16 protein-coding genes and 1 riboswitch are annotated in these 18153 nt (G+C 51.1%); of the genes, 15 read left to right on the top strand and 1 reads right to left on the bottom strand.

Annotation, left to right across the window (positions count from 1 at the left end; all coding sequences use genetic code 11):
* The first annotated feature begins 60 nt into the window (after positions 1–60).
* From M4D81_RS22915 to M4D81_RS22895, 5 genes are all read left to right on the top strand, one after another.
* Entirely contained in the window at positions 61–957 is an 897-nt protein-coding gene (locus tag M4D81_RS22915) for a 5'-3' exonuclease (RefSeq protein WP_260068154.1), read from the top strand.
* 2 nt (positions 958–959) lie between these two features.
* A complete protein-coding gene (gene modA, locus M4D81_RS22910) occupies positions 960–1802 on the top strand; it encodes a molybdate ABC transporter substrate-binding protein (RefSeq protein ID WP_260068153.1) in 843 nt (280 codons plus the stop codon).
* Entirely contained in the window at positions 1799–2482 is a 684-nt protein-coding gene (modB, locus tag M4D81_RS22905) for a molybdate ABC transporter permease subunit (protein ID WP_260068152.1), read from the top strand. Before modA ends, modB begins: the two co-directional genes overlap by 4 nt.
* A gap of 94 nt (positions 2483–2576) precedes the next feature.
* Positions 2577–3473: an ROK family protein gene (locus M4D81_RS22900; RefSeq protein ID WP_260068151.1), complete on the top strand. Its 897-nt coding sequence runs from the start codon at positions 2577–2579 to the stop codon at positions 3471–3473.
* 184 nt (positions 3474–3657) lie between these two features.
* Positions 3658–4683 (top strand): HRDC domain-containing protein, encoded by a 1026-nt coding sequence (locus tag M4D81_RS22895; RefSeq protein WP_071222706.1) that lies wholly within the window; start codon positions 3658–3660, stop codon positions 4681–4683.
* A gap of 66 nt (positions 4684–4749) precedes the next feature.
* Here M4D81_RS22895 and corA read toward each other — a convergent pair whose 3' ends face one another.
* Positions 4750–5685: a magnesium/cobalt transporter CorA gene (gene corA / locus M4D81_RS22890; RefSeq protein WP_113057622.1), complete on the bottom strand. Its 936-nt coding sequence runs from the start codon at positions 5683–5685 to the stop codon at positions 4750–4752.
* 441 nt (positions 5686–6126) lie between these two features.
* Positions 6127–6256, top strand: a riboswitch (SAM riboswitch).
* Between the two features lie 134 nt (positions 6257–6390).
* Between corA and metA the strand changes: the two genes are divergently transcribed.
* From metA to M4D81_RS22840, 10 genes are all read left to right on the top strand, one after another.
* Positions 6391–7308: a homoserine O-acetyltransferase MetA gene (gene metA / locus M4D81_RS22885; RefSeq protein WP_071222710.1), complete on the top strand. Its 918-nt coding sequence runs from the start codon at positions 6391–6393 to the stop codon at positions 7306–7308.
* 24 nt (positions 7309–7332) lie between these two features.
* Positions 7333–8517 carry a PLP-dependent transferase gene (locus M4D81_RS22880; RefSeq protein WP_260068150.1) on the top strand — a complete coding sequence of 395 codons (1185 nt, stop codon included), beginning with the start codon at positions 7333–7335 and terminating at the stop codon, positions 8515–8517.
* Positions 8514–9734, top strand: coding sequence for an aminotransferase class I/II-fold pyridoxal phosphate-dependent enzyme (locus tag M4D81_RS22875; RefSeq protein ID WP_260068149.1), 1221 nt, complete (start codon positions 8514–8516; stop codon positions 9732–9734). The genes M4D81_RS22880 and M4D81_RS22875 overlap by 4 nt, the downstream gene beginning before the upstream one ends.
* Positions 9735–9900: 166 nt before the next feature.
* Positions 9901–11034 (top strand): cyclic dehypoxanthinyl futalosine synthase, encoded by a 1134-nt coding sequence (gene mqnC / locus M4D81_RS22870; RefSeq protein ID WP_015737124.1) that lies wholly within the window; start codon positions 9901–9903, stop codon positions 11032–11034.
* A 211-nt stretch (positions 11035–11245) separates the two neighbouring features.
* Positions 11246–12151, top strand: coding sequence for a putative sporulation protein YtxC (locus M4D81_RS22865; RefSeq protein WP_071222713.1), 906 nt, complete (start codon positions 11246–11248; stop codon positions 12149–12151).
* A gap of 466 nt (positions 12152–12617) precedes the next feature.
* The gene (gene thrS, locus M4D81_RS22860) at positions 12618–14555 is read left to right on the top strand and encodes a threonine--tRNA ligase (RefSeq protein WP_260068148.1); all 1938 of its coding nucleotides are present in this window, start codon (positions 12618–12620) and stop codon (positions 14553–14555) included.
* A gap of 329 nt (positions 14556–14884) precedes the next feature.
* Positions 14885–15406, top strand: a complete 522-nt coding sequence (locus M4D81_RS22855) for a 3D domain-containing protein (RefSeq protein ID WP_374198228.1) — start codon at positions 14885–14887, stop codon at positions 15404–15406.
* Between the two features lie 131 nt (positions 15407–15537).
* Positions 15538–15738 (top strand): hypothetical protein, encoded by a 201-nt coding sequence (locus M4D81_RS22850; protein WP_071222739.1) that lies wholly within the window; start codon positions 15538–15540, stop codon positions 15736–15738.
* 198 nt (positions 15739–15936) lie between these two features.
* On the top strand, positions 15937–17052 hold the full coding sequence (gene liaF / locus M4D81_RS22845; RefSeq protein WP_260068146.1) for a cell wall-active antibiotics response protein LiaF: 1116 nt from the start codon (positions 15937–15939) through the stop codon (positions 17050–17052).
* A gap of 5 nt (positions 17053–17057) precedes the next feature.
* A complete protein-coding gene (locus tag M4D81_RS22840) occupies positions 17058–18140 on the top strand; it encodes a sensor histidine kinase (protein ID WP_071217856.1) in 1083 nt (360 codons plus the stop codon).
* The last annotated feature ends 13 nt before the right edge of the window (positions 18141–18153 follow it).

The raw sequence follows: 18153 nt of genomic DNA, 5'->3' as shown, positions 1-18153 counted from the left end.
ATGGTATAATGACAAGGTATATTTAAGGTAATATCAGAGAAGTTAAAGTTAGGAGCGATCATGACTGTGATACCCAATCAACAACCATCCTTAATGCTTGTAGACGGGATGGCTTTATTATTTCGTGCTTATTATGCAACCGCGTCAAGCGGCTATATCCGTCGAACCAAAGCGGGAGTGCCGACCAACGCGATTTACGGCTTCCTGCGGTATATGTGGGATGCTATCGATAAATTTCAGCCTACCCATGTGGCGTGCTGCTGGGATATGGGATCAAAAACATTTCGAACAGAGCAGTTCGCGTCGTATAAAGGCAATCGTCCGGAAGCCCCGGATGATCTGGTTCCGCAGTTTTCGTTGGTGCGCGATGTGACGGAATGTCTGGGAATTCCGAACCTGGGCGTCGTGGGCTATGAGGCCGATGATTGCATCGGCACGCTGGCCAGACGGTACGGGGACAGCATGAATGTAAAGATCCTGTCGGGGGACCACGATCTGCTTCAGCTCGTAAACGATTCGACTTCCGTTATTATTATGAAAAAGGGACACGGCAATTATATGCACTATACCCCGGAAACCTTGTACGCGGAAAAAGGACTTTCTCCAAGACAGGTTATCGATGTGAAAGGCCTGATGGGAGATACGAGCGATAATTATCCGGGCGTACGCGGGATTGGCGAGAAAACGGCAGTCAAGTTGATTCAGGAGTATGAATCGGTGGAAGGCATTCTTGCGAATCTTGATTCACTGACCAAAGGGGTCCGCACCAAGATCGAGGCAGATCTGGAAATGCTGCATCTGTCCCGGGCTTTGGCCGAAATCCATTGCGAGGTTCCCATGGAGTGCGAATTGGATCTGTGCCGCTTAAGCGTGGATCACGAACGTGCATTAACCAAACTGGAGGAGCTTGAGATGAAGAGCCTCGGTCATCTTATTGGGGTGGCGGTGGTTTCCTAGTCATGCGGAGACGGTTTAATTTCGGAAGAAAATCAATCTGGACCGGATTACTGCTCGGGGCATTGCTGCTTCTTGTATCGGCATGCGCCTCCGACCAGACTCCTTCAACCGATACCTCTAAACAGCCCTCGGGGGCCGAGAAGAAGGTGGAAGTTATGGTTTCGGCAGCAGCAAGCCTCAAATCCAGCCTGGAAGAGACCGGACGACGATTTGAAGCGGAGTTTCCGAATGTTACGCTGCGTTATAATTTCGGCGGTTCGGGCTCTCTTGGACAACAGCTTGAGCAAGGGGCCCCCGTAGACTTGTTTATATCCGCGGCAACGGAGCCGATGGATCGATTGGTCGAGAAGGGGATCGTGCAATCCGATGCGGTTCAGTTGATGTTTCGAAATGCATTGGTGCTGATTGAGCCTGTCGGCAAACAGAACGTGAAGCAATTACGGGATCTATTAAAACCCGAGATGCGCGTTCTGGCTATCGGGCAGCCGGATACGGTACCGGCCGGAGAATATGCCAAGGAGGCTCTTCAGAATGAAGGCCTTTGGGATGATGTGGAATCCAAGGCGGTGTATGCCAAGGACGTGACGCAGGTTCTGGCTTATGTAGAGTCGGGGAATGCGGACGCCGGTTTTGTGTACAAAACCGATCTGAAGAGTTCCACCAAGGCAATGCTTGCGCTTGAGGTCGATCCGGACAAGCACCAACCAATCGAATATCCTGCAGCGGTTCCCGGTAATGCCAAGCATCCGCAGGAGGCTGAGGCGCTTCTTGAATTTATGCGGAGGCCCGAGATCAGGGATATCTTCGCGGAGGCTGGATTTGAGGTAGCGGAGGCGTCGCCGTGACCACGACCGAAATGTTCTGGATGCCGGTATGGCTGTCGATAAAAACATCACTGCTGTCCAGCATCATAGCATTTATACTGGGATCAGCAGCAGCGCGCTGGATGTCCCGGCGCTCGTTTGTCGGCAAGACGGCGGTAGAAACGCTGCTGATGCTTCCGCTCGTGCTTCCGCCTACGGTGGTTGGCTTTCTTCTGCTTGTCATGCTGGGCAGAAACAGCTGGATAGGTTCAGCTGCTGAATGGCTGTTTGCCAGACCCATCATTTTTAGTTGGGGAGCCGCGGTCATAGCGGCTATTGTGGTCTCGTTTCCGCTGGTGTATCAGAGCATGCGGGTGGGCTTTGAGTCTGTGGACCCGGAGCTTGAGGATTCGGCGCGATCGGCCGGGGCCGGCGAATGGCAGGTCCTTCGCTGGATTACGCTGCCGCTTGTTCGCAGGGCGGGAATTTCGGCGTTCATACTGGCCTTTGCCAGAGGTTTAGGGGAATTTGGGGCAACCTGGATGGTTGCAGGCAATATACCGGGCGTTACGCAAACGCTGCCCACGGCGATTTACGTTGCGGTAAGCAATGGCGAAAGCGGGCTGGCGTGGGCGTGGACGGCGGTCATTATTTTGTTCTCATGGCTGTTACTGGCCGCGTCAGGAACGGGCAGAAGCAGAGAAAGAGGCGGGCAGACTTGACGGGAGCACCATGTTTACATATGCTTCGAATAGAGCTTGTTAGCAACTATATAGAGAACAAGGCACAGCACATCGTGGAGAGGATGGAAGAAGCATGAGTTTACTTGGAGCAATTGAAGCAGGAGGAACCAAGTTCGTTTGCGGCGTGGGTAAGGAGGATGGTACGGTTGTGGAGCGAGTGAGCTTCCCGACAACAACCCCTGAAGAAACCATGGCAAATGTCTTTAACTTTTTTGCTGATAAGGATATAGAGTCGATCGGAGTCGGTTCTTTCGGGCCGATTGATCCGGTGAAGGGCAGCCCGACTTATGGCTGCATTACAACGACACCGAAGCCGCATTGGAGCAATTACAATATTGTCAAAGCTTTGGAAGAGCGTTTTAATGTTCCGATTGGGTTTGATACCGATGTAAACGGAGCAGCTCTTGGAGAATATACATGGGGCGCTGCCCAGGGACTGGATAGCTGTCTGTATATCACCATCGGAACGGGAGTAGGAGCAGGCGCCGTGGTAGCTGGTGAATTGATCCACGGATTGTCTCATCCGGAGATGGGGCATATTTATGTGCGCCGCCATCCGGAAGACCAATATGAAGGGACCTGTCCTTATCATGCAGACTGTCTGGAGGGGCTTGCAGCCGGACCGTCTCTTGGCAAACGTTGGGGAGTTCCCGGTGTGGAATTGACGCCGGATCATCCGGCTTGGGAGATGGAGGCTTATTATCTGGCACAAGCGCTGATGAATTATGTCCTCATTCTGTCCCCTCAGCGAATCGTGATGGGCGGAGGCGTTATGAAGCAGGAGCAGCTGTTCCCGCTGATCCGCACGAAGCTTCAGGAGCTGCTGGCCGGATATGTACAGCATCCAAGCCTTCATGACGGGATTGATCAATTCATCGTTCCGCCGATGCTCGGCGATAATGCGGGTCTCTGCGGTGCATTGGCGTTGGCCAAGCTGGCAGTAGATGAGGCCAAGAGCGGTCAAGCTTAACTTCTATTCTTATATAGAGTGAGCAAAAATGGGTTTCATTCTATTACAGATTATGGTATTATGAATTCAACAGTATAACGTATGGAACGGGAAGCACCTTTCTTTGTCGCTGCGGCGGAGGAGAGGTGCTTTTTTGCGTTGTTCCATCGTTGTGCTGAATGCGTAAACGGGAGGTATTCGAGGGATGCAAATTGTATTCATGAATCAGATGAGCGGAGCGGATGAGTCAGGTCACCTCCGTTCTGCTCAAGTCTGGATCGGTGAGGAAGAGGGAGGATGGCGGCTCGGTTGGCGGAACATGGAACCGGACGGCGAAGTATCCGATGATGAGTGGTATGAAGGAAGTTCGTGGAATGAGTTATTATGCGTGTACCGACATCAATTAGCGAAGAAGCTTGGAGAGGGGTTCCGGCCGCTTGTGGAGGGGGTATTCCACGAACCGGGAGAGACTGGAGGAAAGAATCTTGGTGTGCAGAAGCTGCAGTGCTACAGTGAGCTGTATGGCTCGGAGGAGCTGTACACGGAGCTGTGTGCCTGGCGCAGAAGAAAGGCGGCCTCCGGAAGAAAAGCACCTTATTTCATTGCCAGCAATCGGGTGCTGCGCATGATTAGCGCCTTCATCCCCCAGAATGAGGAAGAGCTGCTGCAGCTTCCGGGAATCGGGATCAGCAAGTCTTCAGAGCATGGGGCGGAGTGGCTGGAGATCACGACGAAAATCGAGCGAACCACAACCTTTCCACTGGATTGGGTTGATAAGCAGCTGCAGGAAGAGGTGTTCTTGTCCTGGCTGTATAAGCAGAAGGAGCAGCGATACAAGCAAGAGCTGGACCGCTTCCGAATTCGCCGTACGATGCTGCTTGGCATAGCCGAGGGAGCTTCGCTGACCGAGCTGGAAGAACGCACTTCGTTAACTCGTCGAGATTTGGTTGAGGAATTGGAAGGTCTTGAGAAGGAAGGTTATGATACGGAGCAGCTGCTGGAGGTTGAGCTGAATACGATGACGGCTACCGAGCAGGCGACGGTATGGAAGGCTTTTGAGGAGCTGGGCGATACATTTCTTAAACCCGTATTACAACGGGTATATGGAGAAGGACAAGCTCACAATGGAGAGGTAGAAGAGATTGGCGGAACGGAGGAGCTGTATGAGCGGCTGCGCCTGATCAGGATACGCTTCCGGCGGCAAGAACCTGGTAAAGCGAACGCAGGCTAATTCCAGGTAATGAAACAGGACGGATTCCCTTGCGGCAGGGAGATCCGTCCTGATGGTTTCGAGTATTCATATCCAGTCTTTCTTACGGAACAGATAAAACATGAGAGCACCGGCAGAAATCATGACGCCTATAACTACATAATAAGAATATTCCCAGTGAAGCTCAGGCATATTGTCAAAGTTCATGCCGTAAATGCCCGTAATCAGCGTCAGTGGAATGAAGATCGTTGTAATGGCGGTAAACACGCGCATGATTTCATTGGCCCGATTGGCGATACTGGATTGGTAAGCCTCTCGTAGGTTCCCCATGAGATCTCGATAAGTTTCGAAGGTTTCGGAAATTTTCACGGCATTTTCATAGATATCGCTGAAATATTTTTGCAGCTGGTCATCGATCAGCCGGAGATCTTTTTTGTTAAGTGTATTGATAACTTCCTTCTGCGGTCCAAGCACCTTTTTCAACCAAAGAATCTCGCTTCGCAGACCGATGATCTCGCTGAGGTGGGATTTTTTGGTATGCATCAGAATGTCTTCCTCCAGCTTTTCAATCCGCGCCTCGATGCGGTCCCCGACGGAGAAATAGTTGTCCGTCACAAGGTCGATCAAGAGATAGAGGAAGCGGTCAGGCGTGCTGACTTCATCCTCCCAGAGAAGCGGTTTAACGGTGCGAAGCTCGTGGATCTTTTGCTTGGTCACCGTAATAATAAAATGTCTGCCCAGGAAAACATTCAATGCCCGAAGGAAAATCTCTTCGTCGTCAAACCGGATGCTGTTCACGACGATAAAATAGTGGTTCTCGTATATTTCAATTTTGGGACGCTGCTCCTCTTCGCTGAGGCAATCCTCAACCGCAAGATCATGCAGGGAGAAGAGGGGCTGCAGTTCGGCTAAATCATCCACGTCCGCATCCAGCCAGTAGAAGCCGCTGGCCGGAGGTGTCAGCGTCATTTCGATGTCATCAACAGGGGTAAATACGCCCGAATCGACCAACCGGATTTTCATCTGATATCACTCCTTTGTCAAATACAAGCTGCTTGGTTAAGCAGTAAAGGCACAGGATATCAGCCCACCGGTATACGGGCATAATCAAGGAAGGTTAGAATACGATAAAAAGCGCATGAAAAATAACGCCGCCCTCTGCCGGTAAGCTGATCTTAATCCTATGCGGTTGTGCGTCTTGTGCATCCAGTTTCTGGCTCGGGTCACCGTCCATCTTCCATGTCACCTCTTTCATACTCGGTTTTAAACAGCACTTGTCTAGTATAACGCCGGGTGTAGGACCTTTCAAGTTGAAATCCGGTGCAGCCAAGGGCCATTTGTACAGGGTATGGAAACCTTCGGTGAAGTGTGACGGACTTTATGAAAAGGTTCTTGACGAAAAATTGGGAATGATTTAAAGTAAGTATCAATTACGAACAATTTAAGACAACTGAATAAAGCGAAATCTTATCAAGAGCAGGTGGAGGGACTAGCCCTATGAAACCCGGCAACCGGCGGCAACATCGCACGGTGCTAATTCTTGCAGGAGATACGACGCTTCTTTGAAGCCGTTGTATAGTCTGACAGATGAGAGAGGCGCATTGTGATACGTATATGATGACCTTTCTCTACTTCGAGAAAGGTCTTCTTGCGTTTATACAGTCTAACGCTCTTTCTCACAGCTTTTTTATGGATGTATCATTTCATATTTCGAAGGAGTGAGCCACGATGCCGATTAAAATTCCGGATGCCTTGCCGGCAAAGGAAGTTCTGGCTGGAGAAAACATTTTTGTCATGGATGAGAGTCACGCATTTCATCAGGATATCCGCCCATTGCGGATCGCTATTTTGAACCTGATGCCAACCAAGGAAACGACGGAGACCCAACTGCTGCGATTGATCGGTAACTCCCCGCTCCAGGTGGATGTTGTCCTTCTTCACCCGAGTTCGCACGTTTCGAAGAATACGTCGGCTGAGCATCTGAAATCATTTTACAAAACCTTTGAAGAAGTGAAGAACCGTCGTTTTGACGGCATGATCATTACAGGCGCTCCGGTCGAGCAGTTGGAGTTTGAAGAAGTGAATTACTGGGATGAGCTTACTGAAATTTTTGAATGGACCAAGACGCATGTAACCTCCACGCTCCATATCTGCTGGGCATCGCAAGCCGGACTTTATTATCATTACGGCGTGCCGAAATACAGCCTTGAGGAAAAATGCTTCGGCGTATTTCCACATACGATCAATGAAACATGTACCAAGCTGCTCCGCGGATTTGACGAAATGTTCTTTGTTCCGCATTCCCGCCATACGGAAGTTCGGCGCGAAGACATTACAGGCATTGACGATTTGGTCATCCTGTCCGAATCCGAGGAAGCAGGCATTTATTTGGTATCAAGCCGGGATGGAAAGCAGATTTTTGCCACAGGGCATTCCGAGTATGATGCGGACTCTCTGAAGTGGGAGTATGACCGGGACGTTGCCAAGGGCATGGATATCGAACTGCCGCGCAACTATTATCCGAATAATGATCCAACAAGGACGCCTCCATCCATATGGCGGGCGCATGCAAACTTATTATTTACTAATTGGCTCAATTACTATGTATATCAGGAAACGCCATACGATATTGGTCCGCAAATATAGCCGTATACGGGAGGAGAGTTTGTGATGGAGAAGAAACCTTTTAATATAGAGAGCCGGCTGGCACAGATCGGCTCGGTGCAAGAACCGGTAACCGGAGCCGTGAATTTTCCGATTTATCAGGCTACGGCATACCGCCATCCCAAATTAGGCCAGAGCACGGGGTTTGACTACGCCCGTACGAAAAATCCGACCCGGTCGGTACTGGAGGACGCCTGCGCCGAGCTGGAATCCGGCGATGCCGGCTTTGCTTGCAGCTCGGGCATGGCAGCCCTTCAGACGATTTTTGCTTTGTTCGGTCAAGGGGATCATCTGATTGTATCGCTGGATCTGTATGGTGGGACGTATAGGCTGCTGGAGCGGATTATGTCCAAGTTCGGCGTTACGGCTACGTACGTGGACACGAATGACCGGGATGCGCTGGAAGGGGCAAGAAGGCCCAACACGAAGGCTGTATTTATCGAAACGCCCACCAATCCGCTGATGATGATTACGGATATCGAAGCCGTCTGTACGTGGGCAAGGCATCATCAACTGATCAGCATCGTGGATAATACGCTGCTTACTCCGTATTTCCAAAGACCCATCGAGCTTGGGGCGGATATCGTTATACATAGCGCCACCAAGTATTTGGGAGGACATAACGATGTGCTGGCGGGGATCATCGTAACGAAGGGCAAGGAACTATCGGAGGAGATGGCTTTCCTTCATAACTCCATCGGCGCGGTGTTAAGCCCGACGGATTCCTATCAGCTGATGAGAGGAATGAAGACGCTTGCGCTGCGCATGGATCGGCACGAGACGAATGCAACCGCAGTGGCAACGTTTTTGACAACTCACCCGGCGATCGGCGAGGTGTATTATCCTGCCCTGCCGGACCATCCGGGACATGACATCCAGAATCGTCAATCCAGCGGCAACACGGGCATCTTCTCCTTCAAGGTGAAGGACGCCCGTTATGTGGAGCCCGTGCTGCGGCACATTAAGCTGATTGCGTTCGCTGAAAGCCTGGGGGGCGTTGAGTCCCTGATGACATACCCTGCCGTTCAGACCCATGCGGACATCCCGCTTGAGATTCGGGAAGCAATCGGCGTGGATGACCGTTTGCTCCGGTTCTCGGTCGGCATCGAGCATGCGGATGACTTGATCGCGGATTTGGATGCTGCACTGAGCGCGGCCATGGCTGAAGTGGAAGGGAGCACGGGAGAATGAGCATCGATAAAGGTCCATCCGGATTGGAAACGCAAACCAAGCAGTTAGCTGCTAAACGGGGACACGAGGAAGAACTGCGTTTCGAGACAAAACTATTGCATTTCGGCGGGGAAATCGACCGGGCAACCGGCGCCTCGAGCGTTCCGATCTATCAAGCCTCGACGTTTCACCATGAAGATATCTTTAACCCGCCGCAACACGATTACAGCCGTTCCGGCAATCCGACTCGGCAGGCGCTGGAGGATTATATCGCCCTTTTGGAGGGAGGCGTACGCGGTTTCGCTTATGCTTCCGGTATGGCAGCGATCTCCAGCTCGTTCATGCTGCTCAGTGCGGGGGATCATATGATCGTGACGGAGGATGTGTACGGCGGAACCTACCGCTTGCTGACCAGCATTTTATGCCGTATGGGCATCGAGAGCACCTTCGTGGACATGACCGATCTGGATCAGGTGAAGGCGGCCCTCAAACCGAATACGAAAGCCGTCTATATGGAAACTCCTTCAAACCCGACCCTGAAAATTACCGACATTGGTGCGGTGACGGATTGGGCGAAGGAGCAAGGCCTGCTTACCCTGCTGGATAATACGTTCATGACGCCGTTTTACCAGCGTCCGATTGAATTCGGCGTGGATATCGTGATCCATAGCGCGACCAAATTCCTTGGCGGGCACAGCGATGTGCTGGCAGGTCTCGCGGTAGCCAGAACCGAGGAGCTGGGAGACCAACTGAAGCAGCTGCAAAATGGTTTGGGCACGGTCCTTGGGGTCCAGGATTCCTGGCTCCTTATGCGCGGAATGAAAACACTCAGCACACGTATGGCCCACTCCGAGCAAAGCGCGGCCAAGCTGGCGGCATGGCTGCAAGGGAGAAGCGACATTGAGCAAGTGTACTACCCTGGCCTCTTGAATCATCCGGGACGTGAAGTCCATGAGAAGCAATCGAGTGGTTATGGCGCGGTCATCTCCTTTGACGTCGGCTCAGGCGAACGCGCCAAGCAGGTGCTGAACCATGTGAAGCTGCCGCTGGTCGCGGTCAGCCTGGGAGCCGTGGAGAGCATCCTGTCGTATCCGACAATGATGTCGCATGCGGCCATGGGCGAGAGGGTTCGGCATGAACGCGGAATTACGGATGGCTTGCTCCGTTTCTCGGTCGGACTCGAGGATGTGGACGATCTGATTGCTGATCTGGATCGGGCTTTTGCTGCCAGTTACTAAAGATTTGCGCGAAGCAAGGAACGTTATTTAAAGATTTGCCAAATCATAGAATTCGGCATCCTGTCACGGACGGGATGTCGTTTTTAATGCCGGATTGTGGTAGGATGAGATAGAAAAAGTTTTGCTGGTGATTTGTTATTTTGCTCTAAGTAGGGAGGCTGCAAGAATGAGTGCGGTAAACCGTATATTGGATAAAGCTTTACGCGGTGAGCGTTTGAACCTGGAAGATACCGTAACGCTTTTTGAAAGTGATGAGATTGAGAAAATTGGTCATGCGGCGGATGTGATGACAAAGCGTCTGCATCCGGATCCTATCACGACATTTGTTATCGGCCGGAATATCAATTACACAAACATATGTGATGTATTCTGCCGTTTTTGCGCTTTTTATCGCAGACCCGGCTCTTCCGAGGGCTATGTACTGCCCGATGAAACAATCTTCCAGAAGATTCAGGAAACCGAGGATGTGAACGGTACTGAAATTCTGATGCAGGGCGGCGTCAATCCGGATTTGCCTTTCAATTATTATACCGACCTGCTTCGCAACATTAAGAAGCGGTTTCCTAACATCACGATGCATTCCTTCTCCCCGGCGGAAATTATGAAAATGGTGGAGATCTCCGGGCTTACGCTCGAAGAGGTGATGCGCGAGCTTCACAGCGCGGGTCTGGACTCATTGCCTGGCGGCGGGGCCGAGATTTTGGATGATCGTATCCGCAAAAAGGTCAGTCGTCTGAAAGGCACATGGCGCCAGTGGATGGATGTCATGCAGACGGCCCATAAAGTCGGCATGAACACGACGGCTACCATGGTGATCGGTCTGGGTGAAACGATGGAAGAGCGTGCGTTACATATGCTTCGCGTACGTGATGCTCAGGATGAATGCATTCAGAACGGATATGATTCCAAAGGCTTCCTGGCCTTCATTCCATTTACGTTCCAGCCGGACAATACGAACCTTAAGCGCGAGCGCGAAACGCCGGAGGCGTACTTGAAGACGGTAGCCATTGGTCGCTTGGCGATCGATAACGTTCCGAATCTGCAATCCTCCTGGGTAACGATGGGACCTGAAATCGGCAAGCTGTCACTCAGCTACGGCTGCAATGACTTTGGCAGCACGATGATGGAGGAGAACGTGGTTTCTTCCGCAGGAGCCGTCTATAAGGTCAATATTGAATCGATAATTCAATTGATCCGGGAGACCGGCAACATCCCGGCTCAACGCAACACCCGGTATGATATTCTGCGCGTGTTCGAAGATAACAGCACCGTTGAGCGTGACTTCGTTATGCAGAACTAATTCTATACTTCATGTAGATCCGCAAGGCGGGCCGAGCAACTCGGTCCGCCTTTTTAATTTACATCAGAGAGTATGTGCGTTGATGGACATATTTAGGATGCGGCCGTTGATTAGATATTTTCCGGACTTGCTTGTTTTTCCAAGCAGGAGTTCCGTATATCCCCGAGCGGGTCCCCATATACTGAAAAGGGAACTCGAAAGGAGTGATTCCATGGAACTGTTCAGCATTTCTGTCGGTACACGGACGGAAGACGAGAAAAAGGCGTTTCACCGTATATTGTCAGACAAGCAGAAAGAGCTACATAAACAATGCAAGCAGCTGAAATTCACATTCAGCGCTTCGGATGACCGCGTAATTTGGACGTGCTCCGGCAAGCTTCCGCTGTCCTCATGGACCGCATCGGCCGACACGCTGCGCCGGCTCACTGCCGAAGCAGTCACTGCTTATATTATGGAAGAGAAAGAGCAGGAGATTGCTGCACGGTTAATGTTCTCGGAATTCGAGTTTGATGATGAGGAAGAAGCGGGGCGGATCCTGCAGTGGTTTTTGATGCTCCTGCAAAAAGAGGAAGGCCCGTCCGGGGACTTCTGGCAGAGCCGCAAACGCAAGCTGTCGGAAGGCATATATCAATGCCTGAACGAGGCGCCTGAGCTTAATCTGGATGGGTTTATAACCTTCCGGCTTCAGTCTTATGAACAGGAGCTCCGCGAGATGGCGGAGTATGCAGTGGATGAATTTATGCTCGATCAGCAGTACGAGGAGTTCGTCAGCCTGCTGAAATATTTTGTTTATTTTCAGGAGCCCAAAATGCCGCTGGTTCATGTCATTCATAAGGGGGAGGAAGAGTTCCTGCTGCTGGATGGCAATCTTCGCCCGATTGAACGCCCTCGGGATGAAGGACTCGTTATGGAGAGGCTTGACCAGGATATGGAGATTGAAGATATGGTGGTCAGTACGCTGATTTCGGTATCTCCGGCCCGCATGATTATCCACACGAGGCAGCCTGAGCTTCCCGTCATCGTGACATTGGCCCATATCTTTGATAACCGCGCCGAAGTATGCTGCAGCTGTCCCGAATGCAGCGCGCTTCTCGGAAGCGGACGAATGATGACTTGACGCATCGAAGCGGTCAGGATTATAATTACTGATAAATTCACGTAAAAGCTCTGACAAAGACATGAATCAATTTTGGATTTGACCGCTCAGAGAGAGGAAACCTTGGCTGCAATTTCCTCCGGTTCACCATTGATTTACCCCTTTGTAGCTGTGTCGTCGAACCCGCACGTCATGATGATTGCGGATGAGTAGGCTTCACCGGTTCATGACCGTTACTCAATGCTGATGAAGGATCTTAATCGTTTATGTACCCAGTACATAAGGTGATGAAAGAGATCGAATTAGGGTGGAACCACGGGTATAACACTCGTCCCTTCGCGGGACGGGTGTTTTTTGCATGTTCCGGTATCTTTCGTTGAAGTCTTGGCGGGCACCTCAGCGGTCCATGCCTGTCTTCGCGGGGAGACTAACGCGTCCTTCATATATGGAAGAAACGTGAAATTCTTTTTCTTGGGAGGAATACAAGGTGGCTATTAGCATTAAATTGCCTGACGGCTCCGTACGGGAGTATGATGCGGGCAGCAGTATTGAGGATGTGGCTGCTTCAATCAGCAGCGGACTTAGAAAGAATGCGGTCGCGGGAAAAATGGACGGGATCGTCGTGGATCTTTCGACACCGCTTCAGGACGGAGCTTTGATCGAGATCGTAACGCAGGATACGCCCGAAGGGCTTGAAGTGATGCGTCATAGTACAGCGCATTTGCTGGCTCAAGCGACCAAGCGTTTGTATGGAGCGAAAGAAGTAAAGCTGGGCGTGGGTCCGGTCATTGAGGACGGCTTCTACTATGACATGGATCTGGAAGAGCCTTTGAATCCGGAGGACCTGCAAAAGATCGAGAAGGAAATGGAACGCATTATCGGCGAGAATCTTCCGATTGTCCGCAAGGAAGTAAGCCGTGCGGAAGCGCTGCGCATCTTTGGCGAGCTTGGGGATCCGTACAAGTTGGAACTGATCAATGCCCTGCCTGAGGATAGCGTTATTACGATCTATGAGCAAGGCGAGTTCTTTGATCTCTGTCGTGGACCGCATGTCCCTTCAACCGGCAAGATCAAAGTATTCAAGCTAATGAATGTGGCGGGCGCATACTGGCGCGGCGACAGCAAGAACAAAATGCTTCAGCGAGTGTACGGTACGGCGTTTGTGAAAAAAGCGCAGCTCGATGAGCATCTTCATCTGCTGGAAGAAGCCAAGAAGCGTGACCATCGTAAGCTGGGCAAGGAATTGCAAATGTTTACGTTCTCTCAGCTTGTAGGACAAGGCCTGCCGATCTGGCTGCCAAACGGCGCGAAATTGCGCCGTACCCTGGAGCGTTATATCGTGGACATGGAAGAGCGCCTCGGGTACCAGCACGTGTACACGCCTGTGCTCGGAAACGTGGAGCTGTACAAAACCTCCGGTCACTGGGAGCACTATCAGGAAGATATGTTCCCGAAAATGGAGATGGACAACGAGGAGCTTGTTCTTCGTCCGATGAACTGTCCTCACCATATGATGGTATATAAGAGCGATATGCACAGCTACCGGGATCTGCCGATCCGTATTGCTGAGCTTGGCATGCAGCACCGCTATGAAATGTCCGGTGCACTGACCGGCTTGCATCGGGTGCGCGCGATGACGTTAAACGACTCGCATATTTTCTGCCGTCCGGATCAGATCAAGGAAGAGTTTGCACGGGTCATTCAGCTGATCATGACGGTCTACAAGGACTTTGGCATTCATGACTATCGCTTCCGTCTTTCTTACCGGGATCCGCAGGATACCGAGAAGTATTTCCAGAATGATGAAATGTGGGAAATGTCCCAGCGCATGCTGCGCGAAGTCGTCGAAAGCCTGGATATGCCGTTCTATGAGGCCGAAGGCGAAGCTGCCTTCTACGGTCCGAAGCTCGACGTTCAGATCCGTACGGCTCTAGGCAAGGAAGAGACGCTGTCAACCGTTCAGCTCGACTTCCTGCTGCCTGAGCGCTTTGAGCTGGAATATGTCGGCGACGATGGCCAGAAGCATCGTCCGGTCGTTATCCACCGCGGTATTCTGGGCACGATGGAACGCTTCACTGCGTTCTTGCTTGAGAATTTTGCGGGTGCGCTGCCGCTGTGGCTGTCACCGGTACAGGTGAAAGTCATTCCGGTCTCCAATGCCTTTGAGGATTATGCCAAGGAAGTGGCCGAGAAGCTTCAATTCGCCGGTATCTCCGTAGAGCCGGATCTTCGCAACGAGAAGCTGGGATACAAGATTCGGGAAGCGCAGCTCGAGAAGATTCCTTACATGTTCATCGTTGGCGAGAACGAGAAAAATGCGGGCGCGGTTTCGGTTCGCAAACGCGGCGAAGGGGATATCGGTGCCCAGCCGCTCGACGAGATCATGCTCAAGCTTCGTGAAGAAATTAACACCCACGTCGTTTAAGTTTAGCTATAAGGTTAAGTAACGTAGGGACATGCAAACCTCTGCCATCACGTATATTCTTTTTGGGAAGTGGGAACCCTCGCTAGTAAGGGGGAGGTACTCACATGATCCAATGGAAAAAATGGCAGAGGTTTTTTGCTGGTTTTATTTTATCAGCCGTCTTGTTCAGTGCAGGTTCTTCAATAGTAGATGCCCATAATCTGATTCTAAGCGAATCCTATGATTCAACAGACTTAAGAAATGTGTATGATCCGTCCGGGGAATATCAAGGCTCCGATTACGTGGAAATGTCTCGCTTCTATGCGCTTCGAGTAGCAGGTTTTAGCGATATGAATAGATACTTGGATGTTCCGGATACGGGGCCTAAGGCCAGCGTGCCTGGCAAGAAACGCGAATCCATGCCCGTGCTTGCGCCTAGGGAGGACCAGGTGCTGCATACGGTGAAGGTAACCGCTACGGGCTATACGGCAGGTTATGAATCGACCGGGAAGAAACCCGGGCATCCTCAATATGGAATTACCTATTCCGGGGTGAAGGTGAAGCGGGATCGAAATACGCTATCAACGATTGCCGCGGATCCGGATGTATTTCCGCTTGGCAGTATTCTCTATATACCGGGCTATGGTTATGGAATCGTAGCGGATATCGGATCAGCGATCAAAGGGCAAAAAATCGATCTTTATTTCTCCACAACCAAACAAGTGTTTAAGGAGTGGGGGAAGAAGGACGTCGAGGTACAGGTCATTAAAACCGGGAGCGGCAAATGCACGGAGGAAATGCTCAGAACCCTGGATAACGCGATCGAGACCTATCGTTTCCTGCCGGCATCCGTTTTGGAGGAAGCCATTTAGGGTGATTTTGGCGCGTAGATTGGCAGTAAACATTTAAGAATAATGCCTCCCTGTTCATCACATACTACTTTTCGGGGGCCAAACCCCTGAAGAGGATGATGGTATTGCATATGAACAGGGAGGTGAATACTGTGGCTAAAAAGAACAAGGTACAAGAAAACTTTAAAACGCCGAATGAAAAGTTTAACGCTGAGTTTGCTGAAGATACCAGCATAGCCAGCAACCCAAAAGGGAATTCCAAAGTTCAAGAGAACTACAAAAAACCGAACGAGAAGTTTGATGCTGAGTTTGGCGAACTGAACACACCAGGGGACCATTCTGCAAACCGTTAAGGTGCAGATGCCAGCGCCCGTTCGTGCAAAAATAAGACCTCCGCTTTAGCGGGGGTCTTTTATTATGGCTCTCCTCCCATTTTTATCCATGAACTCAGTCTCTAGACCGAGATCAACTTCATTCCACCGCCGCTAACCTGTTCATCGCAATATGTTGTACACTGTAGTTAAGAAAAAATAGAACTGGAAGGCAAGGGGATGACCATGAGTAGAAAAGGATGGAGCCAGCTTAGCAACGGATTGCTGCTCATCGGTATTGGTGTGGTGTTTCTTCTAAATCAGCTTGATATGATACATGTGGACCTTGGTTATATATTCTCGACTTTTTGGCCGGTGTTCATCATCTGGTTCGGGCTGCAAAGCTTAATTTATGCCCGTGGAGGAGCACTATGGGGCTCCGTTGTGCCGATCATTATCGGATCTTACTTTCTTGGGAAAAACCTGAATTTGATTGACTTCTCGTTTGGCGATCTGATCAAGTATGCGATTCCTATTATCTTGATTGGGTTTGGACTGCAGGTCATTTTCAAACCGAAACCTCATACGCCGCCGCCATCACCGCCAAGTCCGGATGACTTTAGCTCGCATCGTAGCGACCATTACGACATTCCCGATCCGCCTGAAGCGCGTCCGCTGGATTCTTCCCTGGATGAAGAATTCGAACGGAGATTTGGCAAGCCAGACAAGGCTGACAAGTCTGAGAATATCCTGCCCGAGCGCGAACCAGGATCATCGGATTTTCATGAGCAGGGCAAGGGTTACCGCTGGCAGGGACAGCAGCAGGAGCGCCCGCGCCAGGAGCATCAGGATCGCAGCAAGTTCAGAGTTCATGTGGATTTTGACGATAACGGCAAAAGCTACGGCAACGGATCGGATTATAAGGATGAACAGCACCAACATCACCACCATCATCATCAATCTTGGCACAGCCATGATGCGGTGAACAAGTCCTCTTTTATCGGGGACGTGCATATGGGAAAAGATTATTTTCAGCTGAAGCCGACAAATATCTCCCAGTTCATCGGTGATACGGTGCTCGATCTGACCAAAGCTCAAATCCCTTACGGAGAAACGAAAATCAACATCTCGGCGTTTATCGGGGATGTCAAAGTATTCGTTCCGAATGATTCGGATGTCGGCATTCATGTCACGACCAACTCCTTCATTGGCGATATGAAGGTGCTGGAGGAAAGCCGCAGCGGCTTTATGAGCAATGCCGGACTGGAAAGCCCGCATTACAGGGAAGCCGGTAAGAAAATACGAATCACCGTCAGCGTATTTATCGGTGATGTCAAAGTGAATAGGGTAGGATAACTGTTATGATGGGAATATTGAAAAATACCAAATGGGTGATACTGTTTTACTTTCTGTTGATTGGAGCCGGAGTTGCTGTTTTCCTGTATACAGCAAACCAATCCGGCTACATACATATTGAAGATAACCGGCTGTGGGTGTATTACACGGTCGGTGTACTTCTGTTTACGGGGATTGCGGGATACATCGCGGGGCAGCGCATTCAGCGGCCGCTGGACCTGCTCCATCTGAACATGCTGCAGGTTGCCAAAGGAAATCTGAACGTGCGGCTGCCGGCTATGGAAGACGGTTCTTTTGCCAGAGTATATGATGAGTTTAACGGAATGACGGAAGCGCTGGAGAAGAAGATGAAGCTGCTGCAGCGCCTGGGCGAGCAGGATGTCATTGAGAAAGAGATCGCCGCGGAAGCCGCGGTGCTTGAGGAACGACGCCGGATGGCAAGGGATTTGCATGATACGGTCAGTCAGCAGTTGTTCGCGATTCATATGTCGGCTTCATCGCTTCCGGCGGTTCTGAAGAGAAACCCGGAGCACGGCGATAAAGTGCTCGGTCAGTTGATTGAGATGTCTCACGTGGCACAGAAGCAGATGCGGGCGCTGATTGCACAGCTTCGGCCTGTTGAACTGGAAGGAAGAACCCTGGAGGAGGCACTCGAAAGGTGGTTTCCGGATTACTGCCGCCAAAATGGCCTGAAGGGCATGAAGGATGTGGAGCTCTACGGCGGGGTATCCGATGCAATTGAGCATCAGCTGTTCCTGATTATCCAGGAGGCCGTAGCCAACATTGTGAAACATGCCGGTGCAAGCCTTGTCAGCATGTCGCTTCGTGAGGATCAGAAACGCGTTATTTTAAGCATCAGCGACGACGGAATTGGGTTTGACGAGGTGGCAGGCAAGCAGGGCTCATACGGGCTGTCCACGATGCGTGAGCGAGCCGAAAAGCTTGGTGGCCAGGTCGATATCATAAGCAAAAAGGGTGCAGGAACGACAGTTCGCGTAAACATTCCGCTATTTGAGGCCGAGGGCAATCAGGGACCGGCTGCGGAAGAGAGCAAGGAACAGGAAGAGCTGGCTGAGCCAGTGGAGTAGAGAGGGGACAACA

The sequence above is a fragment of the Paenibacillus sp. p3-SID867 genome (assembly GCF_025142895.1).
In the GTDB taxonomy this organism is placed as follows: Bacteria; Bacillota; Bacilli; order Paenibacillales; family Paenibacillaceae; genus Paenibacillus_AQ.
This window is presented reverse-complemented; position numbering and strand designations above follow the sequence as displayed.